The organism is Streptomyces sp. NPDC051776 (assembly GCF_040681345.1).
Lineage (GTDB): Bacteria > Actinomycetota > Actinomycetes > Streptomycetales > Streptomycetaceae > Streptomyces.
Genome location: NZ_JBFAYQ010000020.1, coordinates 36,102 through 53,016, shown reverse-complemented (window position 1 = coordinate 53,016; position 16,915 = coordinate 36,102). Strand labels below are relative to the sequence as shown.

The following is a 16,915-nucleotide window of genomic DNA, read 5'->3' as shown; positions in this document are numbered from 1 at the left end:
GCGCACGGGCATCGCCGCTCTCCGCGGGGGCACCCGTACGTCGCTCGGCCGGTGGTACGGCGGCCGGACCGCGCGGGGTGACATCAGCGATAGAGCGACCCGCGCAGCTGTGCGGAGACGCGCGCCCCGGAGGGCGCGGACAGGAGGGTAGGGACGGGACCATGACCGGGCCACTGGACGACCTGAGCGTCGAGGAGCGGCGGCTGCTGCGCAGCGGCGACCGGCCGACGCCGCAGACCGTACGCCCCATGCTGGCCACGCTGACCCGCGACTCCTTCTCCGACCCGCGATGGCTCTACGAACGCAAGCTCGACGGCCAGCGCTGCCTGGCCGTCCGTGACGCCGACGGCGCGGTCCTCGCCTCGCGCAGCGGCCTCCGGCTCTCCTCCACCTACCCCGAAGTCGCCGAGGCCCTGTCCCGGCAGACGTGCCGCGACTTCGTCGCCGACGGCGAGATCGTCGCCTTCGAAGGCAACCGGACGAGCTTCGCCCGTCTCCAGCAGCGCATGGGCATCCAGAACGCCCGGGCGGCCCTGGCCACGGGCGTTGCGGTCCGCTACTTCCTCTTCGACCTGCTCTGGCTCAACGGCTACGACGTCACCCGGCTGCCGCTCCGCACCCGCAAGGCGCTGCTGCGCAGCGCACTCACCTTCTCCTCCCCACTGCGCTTCACCACGCACCGCGACGGGCGGGGCGAGGAGTATTTGCGCCGCGCGTGCGGATGGGGCTGGGAAGGGCTCATCGCCAAGCGCGCGGACAGCCGGTACGTGCAGCAGCGGTCACGGGACTGGCTGAAGTTCAAGTGCGGGCAGCGGCAGGAGATGGTGATCGGCGGCTTCACTGAACCGGCAGGCAGCCGCATCGGGTTCGGGGCGCTCCTGGTCGGCGCGTACGAGGACGGCCGACTGCGGTACGCGGGCAAGGTCGGCACCGGCTACGACCGCCGTACCCTGGTCGCGCTCCGGGCGCGCCTGGACGAACTGGAGGTGCCGGAGCAGCCCTTTGCCGGCGGCCGCATCCGGGAGCGCGGCGTGCACTGGGTCCGGCCCGAACTCGTGGCCGAGATCGCCTTCTCCGAGTGGACCGGGGACGGGAAACTGCGTCACCCGCGCTTCGAAGGGCTGCGCGACGACAAGCCGGCGGAGGAGGTCGTACGCGAGAGGCCCGTCGGGAACGGCTGACGGAACGGCCCTGGCCGACGGCGTTGACGGCCGGATTCGGCGTGTGTCAGCTCAGTGGTTCCGGACCAGGGGGCCTCCCGAGCCACCGCAGACGGTCCCGTATGGCGGTCCCGTGTGCAGGTCCCGTATGACGGGGATCAACACATCTTCCCTCGTGAATACCCTACTTACCGAGGGAAACCCCTTTCCTCGTCGTGTAACTCGCATCACTATGGGCTCCTCCGTTACGTGACGGACACACCGGCGGAGCCCTGCAGGGCGTCCGGGCGGGGCACAGGAACGAGCCACCGAGAGGGTGCCTGAGCTGCACAGCACCAACCACAGCTCCGAGGCCGACACCCGCAGCTACGGCAGGGTGCCGGACGCGGAGCTGACCGAGCGCATTCGTGCCGGCGCCCCGACCGCCTACCCCGCCACCCAGGAGCTCCGCCGCCGCCATCTACCCGCGGTCCTGGCATACGCGCGTCTGTGCGGGGAGAACCAGGTCGCCGGCAACCAGCTCGCCGCTCAGGCCTTCGGGCTGGCCGCGCAGGAAGCCTGCCGCGGTATCGAGCCGGAGGGCACGTGGCGGCATCACCTCCTGATGCTCGTCCAGAGGGTGGCGGCCACCTGGGCGTCCGGCGCCCGCCGTGTGCGGCTGGAGTCCGGCTTCGCCGACTGGATCGACGAGACCGCTTTCCCGGAGGGCGGAGCTCCGCCGCACGGCAGAACGTCAGCGCAGCGCCAGGACGTCGGGCGGGACGGGGCCGCACAGCGGCACCCGCGGCTCGAGGACTCCTCCGCCATGCTCGCCGCCTTCTACGGGCTGCCCGAGCGCATCAGGGGAGTCCTCTGGTACGGGGTGGTGGAGGACGAGCCCGACACCGAGACCGCCCGCTGCATCGGCATCCCCGCACCGGCCGTGGCCGAGCAGAAGCCCAAGGCGCTGGACGCGATGCGTCAGGCCTATCTGCAGACGTATCTGAAGCGGAGCGACGACCCGAAGTGTCAGGGGTACCGCCGCATCATCGAGGCCGCCGCCCGGCCCGGTGACCGCCGCTGCAGCGAGGATCTCGTACGGCACTTGGACGGTTGTCCCGGCTGCACGCTGATCCTCGAAGAGCTGATCCGGATGACCGAGCACCCACGGACCGTCCTGGCCGAGGGACTGCTCGGCTGGGGCGGCGCGGAGTACGTGGTCGCCGGGCCGGTCACCGGGCTGCTCGCACCAGGGGCGGTGTTGGAGCGGACACCGCCACCGGCCGCGAACGCCGGCGAGCCCGCCGCCCCCGACCCGCCGCAGGGGCCGGGAGCCGACAGGGCGGGCCGCCAGGGATCGTGGTGGAAGTCGCGGCCCCTGGTCCTCGTCGCAGCGGCGGTCGTGGTGAGCGCCGTCATCGGCACCGCACTGCTGGTGCCGCACTCCGATGACAGCACCCCTGCGGGCAGCGGCGCCCGGGCGTCCGCCGAGCCTTCCGCGTCGCCGAGTATGACCGCGCTGTCCCCGCCGCCCACCGCGAGCAGCACCACGCGGCCGCCGAAGAAGCCGGCACCGGAACCGAAGCCCACGAAGACGACTGCGCGCCCCAGCCCCACGCATACACCGTCCCCGTCCGAGCCCGCGCCGACCTCTCCCGCCCCGCGTCCGCCGGACGACTTCCTCCAAGTGGTCAACGCCAGTTCGGGCCAGTGCCTGGACATCGAGGACGGGATCACGGAGAACGGCACCGACGTCATCACTGCGCCCTGCACCGGCGCTCCGACCCAGATGTGGCGTCCGGAGAACACCGGCCTTTTCCGGTCGTACGCCGACTCCGACCTCTGTCTGGACTCCCGCGGAGACACCGACGAGGGGGTCGGGATCCGGGACTGCTCAGCCGCCGAGGACAGTGACGGAGAGAACCTGATCTTCCTCATCGACCGCAGCGGCGCCATCCACCCGCGGATCGACCTGGATTTCGCCCTCACGCCCAGCGACGACTCCCCAGGTAGCGAGGTTGTGCTGCGGCCTGCCGTCGGGAGGGACGACCAGCGGTGGATGGGCGGCCGCGTCGTCGCAAGCTGAACCGTCCGACCGGAGCCCCTCGACCGAGTTCGTCGACCGGTTCCCGGCTGCCGTCCTGTCCGGGCGCACTCCGGACCGGGTCCCCCGTGTGTTCCCGTCCCCCGCTGCGCATCCCGAATGGGCCTCCCAGCTGCACACCCCCGCACACCCCCGCATGGAACGACGCTCTGCTGGACCGATGTTCTGCTGCGTTCGTTAAGTGATGTCGCATTCGAGGGTTGACATGAGAAATGCGACGGACGGACGATCAGTCATGCTCGCACCGATTGAGTATGTGGTGTCCGAAGTGCGCAGGTGATAACGGAACGGTCACCAAGCGTCAAAGTCCTGGACGCGGGTATTTCGGAGGAGGAGGCGATGAAGCTCCCCTACTCGTTCGAGGTGTGTACCGAAACGACTGGTCAGGCCGCAGTGGTGATGGTGAACGGTGAACTGGACATCGCCACCGCGCCACAGCTTCGTCTGGCGCTCGCCCAATGTCTGAAGGTGCCCCTCGGCAGCCTCACCGTCGATTTCAGCGGCGTCGCTTTCTGCGACTGCGCGGGACTGAACGTGCTCATCGGGGCGCGAAAATCCGCAGCCGAAGCCGGTGTCCGTTTCCAGGTCTCCGGCGTGAGCCGGCAGGTGCTGAAACTGATGCGTGACACCGGTACCGACCAGCAGTTCCGGAATGCGTCGCAGCCGTACGAACCGGAGCCGGACTTCGATCCCTCCGCCCTGGGCCCCATAGCGCTGATGCCGCCGGTGATGGCGCTGCCGACCGCACGACGGGAGCCTCCGGGTCCGCAGGAACACGATCACGCCCGGCCTCAGCCGGCCGCCGGTGTGTGCGCCACAGCCTGCCCCGGATCCGGCTCCCGGGCCGCTCTGGCTTGACGCGGTACGGCCGCCGACGGAGCCCCCGGCCGGTTTCCCCCGGCCGGGGCTCCGCCACAGCCGGTCACAGCCGTCACAGCCGTCACAGCCCGGTGGCAGGTGCGCCGCGCCCGAGCCCGTACGCGCCCGTGGCCGCTCCCCAGAACCCCGGCGGGACCGGGCCCCGCTCGGCCTGCCTCTGCGCACAGCCCGCTCCTGCGCACGGCACACAGGCCCCCTCGCGGCGCAGCCACGCGCGGTCCCCCGGCGCACCCGCGCACCCATGTGCGACCTTCATGCGCGGCAGTCCGGCATGAGACGCTGCGGACGCCGATATCGTCGACCCACCTGCGAGGGAAGTCCCGCCCGCGAGGGAAGTCCCACCCGCGAGGGAAGACCCACCCGCGAGGGAAGACCCACCCGCGAGGGAAGACCCACCCGCGAGGGAAGTCCCCCGCCAGGGAAAGGGTGCGCATGGCCCAGTTCGACCTTCCGCTCGACGCGCTGCGCGACTTCCGGCCGGAGACCGTCGAACCCCAGGACTTCGACCTCTTCTGGGAGAAGACGCTCGCCGACGCGCGCAGCCGTGAGCTCGACGCCCGGTTCGAACCCGTCCGCACCCCGCTGACCACCGTGGAGGTGTACGACGTCACCTTCGCCGGATTCGGCGGCCAGCCCGTCAAAAGGATGGTTCCTCCACCCGGCCCGGGCGCGCGAACCGCCGCCGCTCGTGGTCGAGTTCGTCTCCTACGGCGGTGGGCGCGGGCTGCCGCACACCCATCTCCTCTGGCCCTCGGCCGGTTTCGCCCACTTCGTGATGGACACGCGCGGACAGGGCAGTGGGTGGAGCCCCGGTGACACTCCGGATCCGGTGGGCGGAGGCCCGGCGTTCCCCGGGTTCATGACCCGCGGTGTCGGCGACCCGCACGACTACTACTACCGCCGCGTCTTCACCGATGCCGTGCGTGCCGTCGAGGCGGCCCGCTCCCACCCCCTCGCGGACGCGACGCGGACCGCCGCCCGCGGATCCAGCCAGGGAGGAGGCATCACCCTGGCCGTGGGAGGGCTCGTACCGGATCTGGCCGCGATCGCGCCCGACGTGCCGTTCCTGTGCCACTTCGAACGGGCGGTGACGCTCACGGACCGGCTGCCGTACAAGGAGATCGGCGGCTACCTCAAGACCCACCGGGGCCGGATCGCCGACGTCTTCCGTACGCTGTCCTACTTCGACGGGGTGCACTTCGCCGCCCGGGGCCGGGCACCCGCCCTCTTCTCCACCGCCCTGGAGGACCAGACCTGTCCGCCCTCCACGGTGTTCGCCGCCTTCAACCACTACGCCGCCGAGGACAAGCAGATCGAGGTCTACGCCTTCAACGAGCACGAAGGCGGCGGCCCGCACCACGAGGAAGCCCAACTGCGCTGGCTGGCACGGCGGTTGGCAGAACAGTGAGCGGCGATCCGGCTTCCGTGGGGCCGGGAAAACGTGCGTCACTCCAGTCTGAGCACCAGAGTGGTCTCCAGAGCCTCCGCGCCGATCATGCTCTCGGTCGGCCCCGGAGCGCTCTTCGCGTACTTGTCGCGGTACGCCTCCGACACGCGCCGGTTGAGGGCCTCGTCGTGCACGGCTTCCAGTCCCACGGGCACCACGTCGTTCCCGACCTGGATCTCGGCGCTGCCCTCCGCGCGGGCGCGCTTGTACCAGTCGCCCTCCCTGCCGCGGTATGAGCGGACGTACGCGTCCTGGTCGACGACGACCACCCAGATGGGACGGCTCGACCAGGACCCGTCCCGGCGACGCGTCCGCATCGCGATCTCCTGCTCGTGATCGAGCGTGGTCACGTCCATGTCACCACCATGGCACCGGCTCCGGAGGGCCGCACCCGCTGGCAGCGGTGCCCGGCGCGAAACGGTCCTCCGGCCTCCCTGTCACCGCCCGGGCTCCGGCTCCCTCCCGCGAACGCGAACGCGAACGCGGATGCGGAGCCTGGCCCGTACGGTCATGTGTGACTGCCCGTCATGGACGCATAGACGACGACGTTGTCGGCGTAGCGGTGGTCGTCCTCGGAGAACTTCCCGCCGCAGGTGATGAGGCGCAGCGCCGCACGGTCCACGTTCCCGTACACCGACAGGGTGGGGAAGCGGTCCTTGCTGTACTGCTCGATCCGGTCGACCGTGAACTCCGCGGTCCGGCCGTCGCGGCGGGTCACCTCGACCTTCTCCCCGGCCTTGAGCCTGCCCAGGCGGAAGAAGACCGACGGTTCCCCGTTCCAGGTCACGTGCCCGGCGATGACCGAAGGGCCGGTGGAGCCCGGGGTGGGGCCCGGGGTGTACCAGCCCGCCTTGTCCGGATCGCGAGGCGTCTCCATCGCTCCGCCCGCGCCCCGCCCCAGCCGTTCCAGGGTCGAGGAGACGTCGAGGGAGGGGATGGTGATCCGCTCCGGCGGTGACGCCTTGAGGCTCTGCACCTGCTGCGCTCCGCCTCCCGACTCCTGCGCCCCTCCGCTTTCGCCCTGCGCCGCGTCACCTCCCTGGGCGCCGGTGCCGCCGGTACCGCTGCCCTTCGCCGGGACCGGCGCGGGGGGCACGGCGCGCACCGGTGCCTCGCCCTGCCGTGACAGTCCGACGACCAGCACGACGGCCGCGGTCACGGCGACGACGGTGCCGGCGACGAGGAGAAGGGGACGGCGCGAACCGGTCCTCGTACGACGTCCGCGGCCGCTCATACGCCCTCCCGCCGGGACGACGACGTGCGGACCCTGACGGCACGTCGGCGTGCCGCGGTCATCACACCGGCCGCGCCGAGCAGTGCGATGCCGCCGGCCACGGCGACCAGGGACGGGGTTCCCGTCGCGGGGTCGTCCGCGCTGGTGCCGGTCTCGACACCGCCCACCGGTACGGAGCCGATGGCCGCCCCCTCGACGATGCCGCAGTCGGCCGGGGCGGTGGCCTCCTGGGGGAGTTTGGCGTCGAGTTCGCTCTTGCCCTTGCCGAAGTCGTACTCGTTGTTGCCGTTCGGGTCGATGCCGTGCTGGACGATGTGCAGGTCCTGGATGTGCTCGGCGACATCCTGGGAGACGGCGATGGTGCGCTCGTAGGAGAGGTTCCCCCGATCGTCCGCGGCCGGCATGCGGTCGACGGCGAGACCGCTGTCCTGCGAGGTGTCGCCGGAGGTCGTCAGCGAGATGTTGATGTCGCCGTAGTCGGGAACCCCCTCGGTGGTGGAGACGATGCCGTCGCCGTCCTTGTCGTCGCTGCCGTCGGGGCAGTGGAAGTCGTGGCCGTCGGTGGCACCGTGGATGTGCTGGGCGTGTGGTTGCCCCGGCGTGAGCCCCTGCGACTCGATCTTGACCGTGAGCCTGTTGCCTTCCAGGTGGAGCATCGCCATGCCCTTGGCGCCGGAGTCGTTGAGCGGTTCCAGTTCGATCTGGAACGCCTTGCCGTCCCCGGCGCCCTCCTCGCCGGCCTCGTGCCCCGAGCCGCCGTTGCCCGACCGATCGCCGGAGCTGTGGTCGTCGGACCGGTACCCCGAGCCGTGGTCGTCGGCGAAGGACGGTGCGCCCGTCGCGAGAACGAGGACGGCGGGCAGGGCGGCGAGGGCCGCGCGCCGGGAGGTCTTGCTGGTCATCACGTCGAGCATCCCCTTCCGTGCGGCCCTGGGAACAGGGCCGCAGAGCGGTTCCGTATCGCGGTCGGCGCCCGTGGGCCGTCGGGGATCCTGCTCCGACGGCCGCCCGGGCGGACGGCGTTGTCTGCCATTCGGAGCCGCTTCAGGGGCGGATTGGTCGTGTGTGAAAACCGGTGCGGTGTCCGTGAGGGACTGCCGCTGGCGTCAGCGGGAGTCGCGCTGGGCCTCCACGATCTTGTCGATCGCGGGGTCGGCGCCCATGCGGCGCTGCACCCGCTCGGCGAGTCCGGGGAACTGCCCGGCGATGGCGCTCAGCATCCTCAACTCCACCGGCGCGACGTTGACTTCGCACAGATCGCGTTCGACGGCGCGGATCACCCCGGACGCGACCTGCTGCGGCGTGACGGTCCGTATGCCGCCGGGAGGGTTGGCACCGGTGGCGGCGAACATGCCCGCGTCCCGGACGAATCCCGGCTGGACGAGGGAGACCCCCACCCCCGTTCCGTGCAGGTCCTGGCGGAGACCGAGCGTGAAACCGCGCAGCCCGAACTTGGTCGCGTTGTAGAGCGAGGAGTACTTCGTGGCGGCCTTGCCGGAGATCGAGCCGACGAACGCGATGTGCCCGCGCCCCGCTTGCAGCATGGCGGGGGCCAGCAGGCGGGCCAGCGCGATGGGGGAGTGGAGGTTGACGGCCAGCGCCCGCTGGACCTGCTCGGGTGTGTAGTCGAGGAGATCGCCACTTGAGGGCAGGGCCGCGTTGGCTATGAGGATGTCGACGTCCGGACACTCCTCGGCAAGGCGGGAGACCTGGTCCGGATCGGCGAGGTCGGCGACGACGGGGCGGGCGCCGAATTCGTCCGCCACCTGCTGGAGCGCATCGGGACGCCTGCCAGTAAAGACCAACTTTGCCCCTTTTTGGGCTAGTTCCCGTGCGATGGCGTTGCCGATGCCGCCGGTCACACCGGTGAGCAGAACGGTTGAACCAGTGATGCGCATACGAGTAGCCTCCCGCTTCATTGCTGTTCGTTCGAACGAACACTATGGAGGAGGGGCGGCCGTGTCCACAGCCGAGTTCACGGGACTCACCGAACAGGTCCGATTGCTGGCGGAGGGGCGAACGACTTCCGTGGCACTGGTACGCGAGTCGCTCGAACGCATCGCCGCGACGCAGTCCACGCTCAACGCCTTCCGCTGCACCCGCGCGGAAGAGGCGACGCTGGAGGCCGAGGAGGCCGACCGCAGGCTCGCCGCGGGGGAGAGGCTGCCCCTGCTCGGCGTCCCCGTGGCGGTCAAGGACGACACCGACGTGGCCGGACTGCCCACCCACTTCGGCTGTCGTGGCGAGGCTCAGCCCGCGACGGCGGACGGCGCATCAGTACGGAAGCTGCGCGAGGCCGGAGCCGTGATCGTCGGCAAGACCAACGCCTGCGAGCTGGGCCAGTGGCCATTCACCGAGGGCCCGGCCTTCGGCGCCACCCGCAATCCCTGGAACACCGGCCATACGCCCGGAGGTTCCTCGGGCGGATCGGCCGCGGCGGTCGCCGGCGGCCTCGTACCCGCCGCGCTCGGCTCCGACGGCGCGGGCTCCATTCGCATACCCGCGGGCTGGACCCATCTGGTGGGCATCAAGCCGCAGCGCGGCCGCGTCTCCCTCCACCCGCACATCGACGCGTTCCAAGGGCTCGCCGTCAACGGCCCGTTGGCCCGTACGGTCGCCGACGCGGCACTGCTGCTCGACGTGGCCGCCGGCCCCCACCCCGAGGACCTCGACCAGCCCCGGCCCGTCAAAGCCGTCGAAGCCGCCCGCCGCGAGCCGGGCCGCCTGCGCATCGCGCTCGCCTGGCGGCCGCCGTTCATCGCCACACGCTCCACGCTCCACCCCGATGTGCGCCGCGCCGTCACCCGCATCGCCGAGGCGCTGGCCCGCCTCGGCCACCACGTCGAGGAGGCACGGCCGCGCTACGGCCTCATCGGGCTGAGCTTCGTGCCACGCGCCACCTCCGGCGTCGCCGAGATCGCCGCGATCCACCCCGACCCCGCACTGCTCGACCCGCGCACGCGCAGCGCCATGCGCACCGGCAGCCGCCTGAACGGCCGCGCGCTGCGCATCGCCCGCGCGCGCGAGGCCCGCCAGCACGCCAGGATCGGCGCGATCTTCGACCGCTACGACGTCGTGCTCGCCCCGACCGCCGCGGCCCCGCCGCCGCGCATCGGCGCTTTCGACGACATGACGGCCTGGCAGACCGACAGGACGATGGCCGCGGCCTGTCCGTACGCCTGGCCCTGGAACGTCCTCGGCTGGCCCGGCGTGAACGTCCCCGCGGGTTTCACTCGCGACGGACTCCCGGTCGGCGCACAGCTCCTCGGTCACAACGGCACGGAGGAACTGCTGATCTCTCTCGCGGCCCAACTCGAGGACGACCAGCGCTGGTTCGAGCGCACGCCCGGCATCACCGGGTCCGGGAACGCCGCTGCCGCAGCCCCGGGCGGGCTCATGCCGGGCGCCGCGCCGACCGGAGGAGCACCGGTGGAACAATGACGCCCATGTCCAAGCCCGTCGATACCCGCCAGAAGATCATCGACGCCGTTCTGCACATCATCGGGCAGGACGGCGTCGCCGCGGTCACCAACCGGCGGATCGCCAAGGAGGCGGGTGTCTCCCTCGGCTCGGTCACTTATCACTTCGAGTCCCAGCACGAGCTCCTGCGCGAGAGCCTGCTGCACTTCGTCGCCGGTGAGACGTGCCGCTTCACCGAACTCGCCGACCACTGCGAAGCCGAGGGAATCGACATCGACGGTGCCGCGGACCTGGTCGCCCAGGTCGCGGGTGGAACGCCGTTCGACTCCACCCATATCGCGCCTTTCGAGCTGTATGTGCAGGCGGGCCGGGACGTACGGCTGCAGGCGGCCGCGAAGGAGTCCTTCGAGGCGTACGACCTGCTGGCCACCCAGATACTGAACTGCCTCGGCGTGCCCGACGCCGAGCGCCTTGCGAGCACCGCTGTGGCGGTCGTCTTCGGCCAGCAGCTCCGCCGTCTGGCCACGGGTGCGCCTGCCGAGGAGCTCGTGGACGCGCTGCTGCTGCTCGCGCGAGGAGCGCAGAGCGGCTGAACGGCTGAACGGCTGAACGGCTAACGACCGCACCTTACGGACCGCCGCGCTTTTCCCTGCCCTCGGTGACGGGACGACCTCAGCGAGAAATTTCCTCCACACCGATGCCCTTTGCTGTCGAGCCGGCGAATCCCCGTTCGTGTAGAGGGTGAGAGGCCGGCACGACGCCGGCGCCGTACCGTGGATACGTCAAGGAGTGGCGGTCATGAAGCAGTACCTGCTGAGCATCTACCAGCCCGACGGAGACCCCCCGCCGCCCGAGGTCCTGGATCCGATCATGCGGGAGGTCGAGGCCGTGAGCGCCGAGATGCGCGAGAAAGGGGCCTGGGTCTTCTCCGGTGGCCTGTACCCACCGAGCACGGCCACCGTGCTGCGGCTCGAGGACGACGAGATCCTCACCACCGACGGCCCCTACCTGGAGGGCAAGGAGCACATCGGCGGATTCACCGTCATCCAGGCACCCGACCTCGACGCCGCCCTGGAATGGGGCCGCAAGCTCGCCCGTGCCATCACCCTCCCCATCGAGGTGAGGCCCGTGGAGCACGGCCACTGATGAGGCGTGGCGCAGCTTGCGCCGGAGGACGACCGGCATGCCTGAGGTGTCCGCCTCGGTGATCGAGCGCGTCTTCCGCGAGGAGTACGGGCGCGCCGTCGCCGTCCTGGTCCGCGTCTTCGGCGACATCGACATCGCCGAGGAGGCGGTCCAGGACGCCTTCACCGAGGCGGCCTGCCGGTGGCCGCAAGCCGGGCTGCCGCCGAGCCCCGCCGGATGGATCATCACCACCGCCCGCAACCGCGCGATCGACCGCGTCCGCAGAGAAGCGAAGCGCGCAGACCGGCACGCCCAGGCTGCCGCGCTGTACGCCCACGACGAACCGGCCGAGGAGGGACCCGTGCGCGATGACCGGCTCCGCCTCATCTTCACCTGCTGCCACCCCGCGCTCGCCCCCGCCGCCCGGGTCGCCCTGACCCTCCGGCTCCTCGGCGGGCTCACGACCGCGGAAATCGCCCGTGCCTTTCTGGTCTCCGAACCGACCATGGCTCAGCGGCTGGTGAGGGCCAAGGGCAAGATCCGCGACGCCGGCATCCCGTACCGCGTCCCGGGGGACGCCGATCTTCCCGAGCGGCTGCGGGGTGTGCTCGCCGTCGTCTACCTCATCTTCAACGAGGGATACACGGCCAGCTCGGGCGAGGCACTCGTCCGCGACGACCTGTGCGCCGAGGCCGTCCGCCTCGGCCGCCTCCTCGCCGGGCTCATGCCCGACGAACCGGAGGTCATGGGGCTCCTCGCACTCATGCTGCTCACCGAGTCGCGCCGCGCCGCCCGCACCACCGCGGACGGCGACCTGGTCCTGCTGGCCGACCAGGACCGCGGCCTCTGGGACCGCGCCCTGATCGACGAGGGCCAGGCCATCGTCCGCCGGTGCCTGCGCCTCGACCGGCCCGGCCCATATCAGATCCAGGCGGCGATCCAGGCCGTGCACAGCGACGCACCGGCCACCGCCGCCACCGACTGGTGGCAGATCCTGCAGCTCTACGACCAGCTGTACGCGATGACTCCCGGTCCGGTGGTGGCACTGCACCGGGCGGTCGCCGTGGCCGAGGTGGAGGGCCCGGAGGAAGCCCTGGCCCTCGTCGACGCCCTCGGCCTCGACGGCCATCACCTTCTTCACGCCGTACGCGCCGACCTCCTGCGCCGCCTCGGCCGTACGGCCGAGGCCGAACTCGCTTACGAAGCGGCCCTCGACCGCACGGAGAACGAGGCCGAGCGCGCCTTTCTGCGCCGCCGCCACCATTCCCTTGCGCCTGGCCGAGACGACCCGACTGCTTGACCGATTCGCTCTTCGCCTTGCGGGGCCGGGAGCACTGCCGTGCGCCATACGCCCGCCGAAGAACTGTGCCCTGCGCCCTGAAGGCCGCCCGCCGCTGGGTCGCTACTCCGCCCTCTCCTACGGCGACTCCGCCGGACGTGTGGATCGAGGTCCGCGATGACGGCACCTGGCGCCCGTCCGGCCGTCCCGCGCGTCATGCCGCCGGGCACGTCGAATGCGCTCGGGGCTTCCCGCTGGTGGACGCCCTGGCACGGCGGTACGGAGCGCACCGTACGCACGGTGGCACGCAGGCGTGGGCGCTCGTACCCACCCTCCACCCGGCCGCGCCGGAGCCGATGTCGCCCTGACTCCCCGAGTGGGTCTCAGCTCTGGTAGCGCCGGAAGGCGGGCATGGCCAAGGCCAGCGCCAGGATGGTGACGACCACCAGGAGCCCGCCTCCGGCGACGGCCGTACGGGTACCCAAGGCGGACCCCATGATGCCGTGAAGGAGGTCGGCCAGGCGTGGGCCGCCGGCCACCACCACCGTGAAGACCCCCTGCGTCCGGCCGCGCATCTCGTCGGTGGCCGCGGACTGCAGGATCGCGCTGCGGAAGACCATCGAGACCATGTCCGCGACACCACCCGCCGCCAGGAAGGCGACCGCCCACCAAAGGCTCGTGCTGAAACCGAATCCGGTGACCGCCATGCCCCAGGCCATCACCGCGCCGATGACCATGAGGCCTTGTCGGCGGGCCCGGGAGAACGTACCCGACAGCAGTCCGCCGGCCACCGCGCCGACCGGGATCGCCGCGAACAGCAGCCCCAGGGCCAACTCCTCGCCCCACGGCGCGTACGTGGTGGCTGCGAGCTGGGGGAAGAGCGCCCGCGGCATTCCCAGGACCATGGCGACGACGTCGGCGAGCAAGGACAGCAGCAGGACCTGACGTGCCGTGATGTATCGGAAGCCGTCGAGGACTTGACGCCACCCGGCGCGCCGCTTCCCGGTGCCCGTGCGCGGCGGCAGCGGCGGCAGCCGCCAGACGGCCCACACGGTCGCGAACAGGGTCAGGGCGTCGACGAGATAGAGCTCGGCGAGCCCGATGACCGGGATCAGGGCACCCGCAAGGAGTGGCCCGGCGATCATTCCGGTGTGCATGACGGTCGCGCCCAACGCGTTCGCGGCCGGCAGCTCGGAAGCGGGGACGAGCCGGGCGATGGAGGCGCTGCGGGTCGGGGAGTTGATGCCGAAGAACGCCTGCTGGACCGCGAGGAGGACCATCAGCAGTGCCACCGAACGGTTTCCGGCGGCTGCCTGCGCCCAGAACAGCAAGGACGTGACAGCGATCCCGGTGTTGCTGACGAGCATCAGCGTGCGACGGTCCATGCTGTCGGCAATCGCGCCGCCCCAGAGGGCGAACACCACCAAGGGGAGCAGACCCACGAAACTCGTATAGCCCACGAAGGCCGACGAGCCCGTGATGTCGTACACCTGCTTGGGAACCGCGACCGCGGTGAGTTGACTGCCGATCGCGGTGACGACGGTCGAGGACCACAGCCGCCGGTACGCGGGGCGCCGCAGGGGCCGGGTGTCGACCGCCCACCGCCGCCATCGCCCGGCCCGCGGTATCGCGCCGGACCGGTCCTCCTGCATGTTCTCGTCGGCGGTGTTCCTCGTGGTGTCCACGGCGGTACAGGCTCTCCTCGTGAGTCGTCGTGTCCGAGTCATTGTCGCCGACGGCGGATCGCACGTACGGGTGAGGCGGTGGGGCTCCAACTCCATTCGGGCACAAGGGAATTCCCCTGTGCCGGCAAAATGGCCTGTCGTTCATATGACTGTTTACGGGGCCGGATAGCCCCCAATGGCATGGGTAGTGCTGAGCCGACCTGGGACGGGACTTCAGGAAAGGCCGGGCACCGTGACACAGCCCTTTGAACTGCCGGACTTCTACATGCCGTATCCGGCGCGACTCAATCCCCACCTGGAGGAGGCGCGAGAGCATTCCAGGGAATGGGCTCGCGAGATGGGGATGCTCGAGGGCTCGGGCATCTGGGACGTGCACGACCTCGACTCCCACGACTACGCGCTTCTGTGCGCATACACCCACCCCGACTGTTCGGGGCCGGCGCTGTCCCTGGTCACCGACTGGTACGTGTGGGTCTTCTTCTTCGACGATCACTTCCTGGAGACCTTCAAGCGCACCCAGGACCGGGAGGGCGGCAAGGCCTACCTGGACCGGCTGGCGGCGTTCATGCCGATGGACCTGGACGCCGGGATGCCGGAGCCCACCAACCCGGTCGAGGCCGGTCTCGCGGACCTGTGGCTCAGGACCGTACCGTCGATGTCGATGGAGTGGCGTTCCCGGTTCGCCGAGAGCACCGAGCATCTCCTGGGGGAATCCCTGTGGGAGCTGTCCAACATCAACGCCGACCGGATCCCGAACCCCGTCGAGTACATCGAGATGCGGCGCAAGGTCGGCGGAGCGCCCTGGTCGGCGGGTCTCGTCGAGTACGCGGCGGGGGCCGAGGTTCCGGGGTCCGTCGCCGATTCGCGGCCGCTGCGCGTGCTGCGCGACACCTTCGCCGATGGCGTCCACCTGCGCAACGACCTGTTCTCCTACCAGCGGGAGATCGAGGACGAGGGTGAACTCTCCAACGGGGTCCTGGTGTTGGAGACGTTCCTGTGCTGCAGCACGCAGGAGGCGGCGGACGCGGTCAACGATCTCCTCACCTCGCGGCTGCAGCAGTTCGAGGAGACCACCCTCACCGAACTTCCGCCGCTCTTCGTCGAGAAGGGGCTTGATCCTCAGTCCTGCACCGATGTGATGCTTTACGTCAAGGGGCTCCAGGACTGGCAGGCGGGCGGCCACGAGTGGCACATGCGCTCCAGCCGGTACATGAACGGCGGGGGAGCGGCCGCGGAGGCCTCCCCGCTGTCGTTCTCCCCGGTGCCCACGGGCCGTGGAACGGCCGCCGCGGTCATCCGGCAGCTCGGCGGGCGGCCGGGGGCCGGGCGGGTCCGGCGGTTCACCCACGTCCCGTACCGGCATGTCGGCCCCTCTCAACTGCCCGACTTCTTCATGCCGTTCACCCCCCGTCTCAGCCCGCATCTGGCGACCGCGCGCCGCAACGTCGTGGAGTGGTCCCACCGCATGGGCCTGTTGCAGGCGCAGCCCGGCATCCCGGGCTCCGGCGTCTGGAACGAGGAGCGGCTGATCGACATCGACCTCCCGCTGTGCGCAGCGGGGCTCGATCCGGACGCGACGCCCGACGAGCTGGACCTGTCGTCGCAGTGGCTGACCTGGGGCACCTACGGCGACGACTACTACCCTGTCGTCTTCGGGCAGCCGCGGGACCTGGCGGGCGCCAAGGCGCAGAACGAACGGCTCTCGGCCTTCATGCCGCTCGACGGTTCCCCCACCCCCGCTCCGGCCAACGCGCTCGAACGCTCCCTCGCCGACCTCTGGGGCCGTACCGCGGAACCGATGGAGGACTGGGCGCGCCGCGCGTTCCGTACCACCATCGAGGACATGATCGAGAGCTGGCTCTGGGAGCTCGCCAACCAGGCGCAGAACCGCATCCCCGATCCCGTCGACTACATCGAGATGCGGAGGAAGACCTTCGGCTCGGATCTGACGATGAGTCTGTGCCGTCTGGCCCACGGGCGGCGGGTCCCGGAGGAGATCTACCGCAGCGGACCGATGCGCTCCCTGGAGAATGCGGCCTCGGACTACGCGGCCCTGCTCAACGACGTGTTCTCCTACCAGAAGGAGATCGAGTACGAGGGCGAGGTGCACAACGGCGTCCTCGTCGTGCAGAACTTCTTCGACTGCGACTACCCGACGGGCCTGTCGATCGTCCATGATCTGATGACGTCCCGGATGCGGCAGTTCCAGCACGTGGCCGCCCATGAACTGCCCGTCCTCTACGACGACTTCAAGCTGGGCCCGGAGGCTCGCGAACTGCTCGACGGCTATGTCGGGGAGCTGGAGAACTGGCTGTCCGGAATCCTGACGTGGCATCAGGAATGCCACCGCTACGCCGAATCCGACCTGCGCCGCGGTCCGGTGACGGCGGCGTGGCGCGGTGCCGTACCCACGGGGCTGGGGACGTCGGCGGCCAGGATCCCCGTACCGCAGCACTGACCGGCGCCCGGCATCGGTCGGCGGCGCACGGCAGCAGGCCTGCTGGGAGCAGTGGCCCTCGCGCGGGGCGGCCGCCACGGGTGGCTGCCCGCGCGAGGGTGCCAACGACGGGTCCCGGACCTTCGACAGGCCCCTGGCCCCACGA

13 protein-coding genes and 1 pseudogene are annotated in these 16,915 nt (G+C 70.8%); 9 read left to right on the top strand and 5 right to left on the bottom strand.

The genetic code is table 11. The annotated features are described in order from the left end of the window. Positions 1 to 161 precede the first annotated feature (161 nt). From ligD to AB0M26_RS17420, 4 genes and pseudogenes are all read left to right on the top strand, one after another. On the top strand, positions 162 to 1,181 hold the full coding sequence (ligD, locus tag AB0M26_RS17435; protein ID WP_365261447.1) for a non-homologous end-joining DNA ligase: 1,020 nt from the start codon (positions 162 to 164) through the stop codon (positions 1,179 to 1,181). Positions 1,182 to 1,476: 295 nt separating this feature from the next. Further along, positions 1,477 to 3,225 carry a ricin-type beta-trefoil lectin domain protein gene (locus AB0M26_RS17430; RefSeq protein WP_365261444.1) on the top strand — a complete coding sequence of 583 codons (1,749 nt, stop codon included), beginning with the start codon at positions 1,477 to 1,479 and terminating at the stop codon, positions 3,223 to 3,225. A 357-nt stretch (positions 3,226 to 3,582) separates the two neighbouring features. Further along, positions 3,583 to 4,101 carry an STAS domain-containing protein gene (locus tag AB0M26_RS17425; RefSeq protein ID WP_365261441.1) on the top strand — a complete coding sequence of 173 codons (519 nt, stop codon included), beginning with the start codon at positions 3,583 to 3,585 and terminating at the stop codon, positions 4,099 to 4,101. 453 nt (positions 4,102 to 4,554) lie between these two features. Further along, positions 4,555 to 5,530, top strand: a pseudogene (locus AB0M26_RS17420) (acetylxylan esterase). A 38-nt stretch (positions 5,531 to 5,568) separates the two neighbouring features. Here the strand turns inward: AB0M26_RS17420 and AB0M26_RS17415 are convergent. From AB0M26_RS17415 to AB0M26_RS17400, 4 genes are all read right to left on the bottom strand, one after another. Continuing rightward, on the bottom strand, positions 5,569 to 5,925 hold the full coding sequence (locus tag AB0M26_RS17415; protein ID WP_365261438.1) for a DUF2255 family protein: 357 nt from the start codon (positions 5,923 to 5,925) through the stop codon (positions 5,569 to 5,571). 152 nt (positions 5,926 to 6,077) lie between these two features. Then, on the bottom strand, positions 6,078 to 6,803 hold the full coding sequence (locus AB0M26_RS17410; protein ID WP_365261435.1) for a class F sortase: 726 nt from the start codon (positions 6,801 to 6,803) through the stop codon (positions 6,078 to 6,080). Then, positions 6,800 to 7,705 (bottom strand): CHRD domain-containing protein, encoded by a 906-nt coding sequence (locus tag AB0M26_RS17405; protein WP_365261432.1) that lies wholly within the window; start codon positions 7,703 to 7,705, stop codon positions 6,800 to 6,802. Before AB0M26_RS17405 ends, AB0M26_RS17410 begins: the two co-directional genes overlap by 4 nt. A 204-nt stretch (positions 7,706 to 7,909) precedes the next feature. After that, positions 7,910 to 8,701 carry an SDR family NAD(P)-dependent oxidoreductase gene (locus tag AB0M26_RS17400; protein WP_365261429.1) on the bottom strand — a complete coding sequence of 264 codons (792 nt, stop codon included), beginning with the start codon at positions 8,699 to 8,701 and terminating at the stop codon, positions 7,910 to 7,912. A gap of 61 nt (positions 8,702 to 8,762) precedes the next feature. Between AB0M26_RS17400 and AB0M26_RS17395 the strand changes: the two genes are divergently transcribed. From AB0M26_RS17395 to AB0M26_RS17380, 4 genes are all read left to right on the top strand, one after another. After that, positions 8,763 to 10,244: an amidase gene (locus AB0M26_RS17395; protein WP_365261426.1), complete on the top strand. Its 1,482-nt coding sequence runs from the start codon at positions 8,763 to 8,765 to the stop codon at positions 10,242 to 10,244. Positions 10,245 to 10,249: 5 nt separating this feature from the next. Then, the gene (locus AB0M26_RS17390) at positions 10,250 to 10,816 is read left to right on the top strand and encodes a TetR family transcriptional regulator (protein WP_365261423.1); all 567 of its coding nucleotides are present in this window, start codon (positions 10,250 to 10,252) and stop codon (positions 10,814 to 10,816) included. 205 nt (positions 10,817 to 11,021) lie between these two features. Beyond that, the gene (locus tag AB0M26_RS17385) at positions 11,022 to 11,369 is read left to right on the top strand and encodes a YciI family protein (RefSeq protein WP_365261420.1); all 348 of its coding nucleotides are present in this window, start codon (positions 11,022 to 11,024) and stop codon (positions 11,367 to 11,369) included. Positions 11,370 to 11,406: 37 nt separating this feature from the next. After that, a complete protein-coding gene (locus AB0M26_RS17380) occupies positions 11,407 to 12,648 on the top strand; it encodes an RNA polymerase sigma factor (protein ID WP_365261418.1) in 1,242 nt (413 codons plus the stop codon). Between the two features lie 362 nt (positions 12,649 to 13,010). Here AB0M26_RS17380 and AB0M26_RS17375 read toward each other — a convergent pair whose 3' ends face one another. Continuing rightward, on the bottom strand, positions 13,011 to 14,279 hold the full coding sequence (locus tag AB0M26_RS17375; protein WP_365261620.1) for an MFS transporter: 1,269 nt from the start codon (positions 14,277 to 14,279) through the stop codon (positions 13,011 to 13,013). A gap of 265 nt (positions 14,280 to 14,544) precedes the next feature. Here AB0M26_RS17375 and AB0M26_RS17370 point away from each other — a divergent pair, with 265 nt between their 5' ends. Next, positions 14,545 to 16,770 (top strand): family 2 encapsulin nanocompartment cargo protein terpene cyclase, encoded by a 2,226-nt coding sequence (locus AB0M26_RS17370; RefSeq protein WP_365261415.1) that lies wholly within the window; start codon positions 14,545 to 14,547, stop codon positions 16,768 to 16,770. Positions 16,771 to 16,915 lie beyond the last annotated feature (145 nt).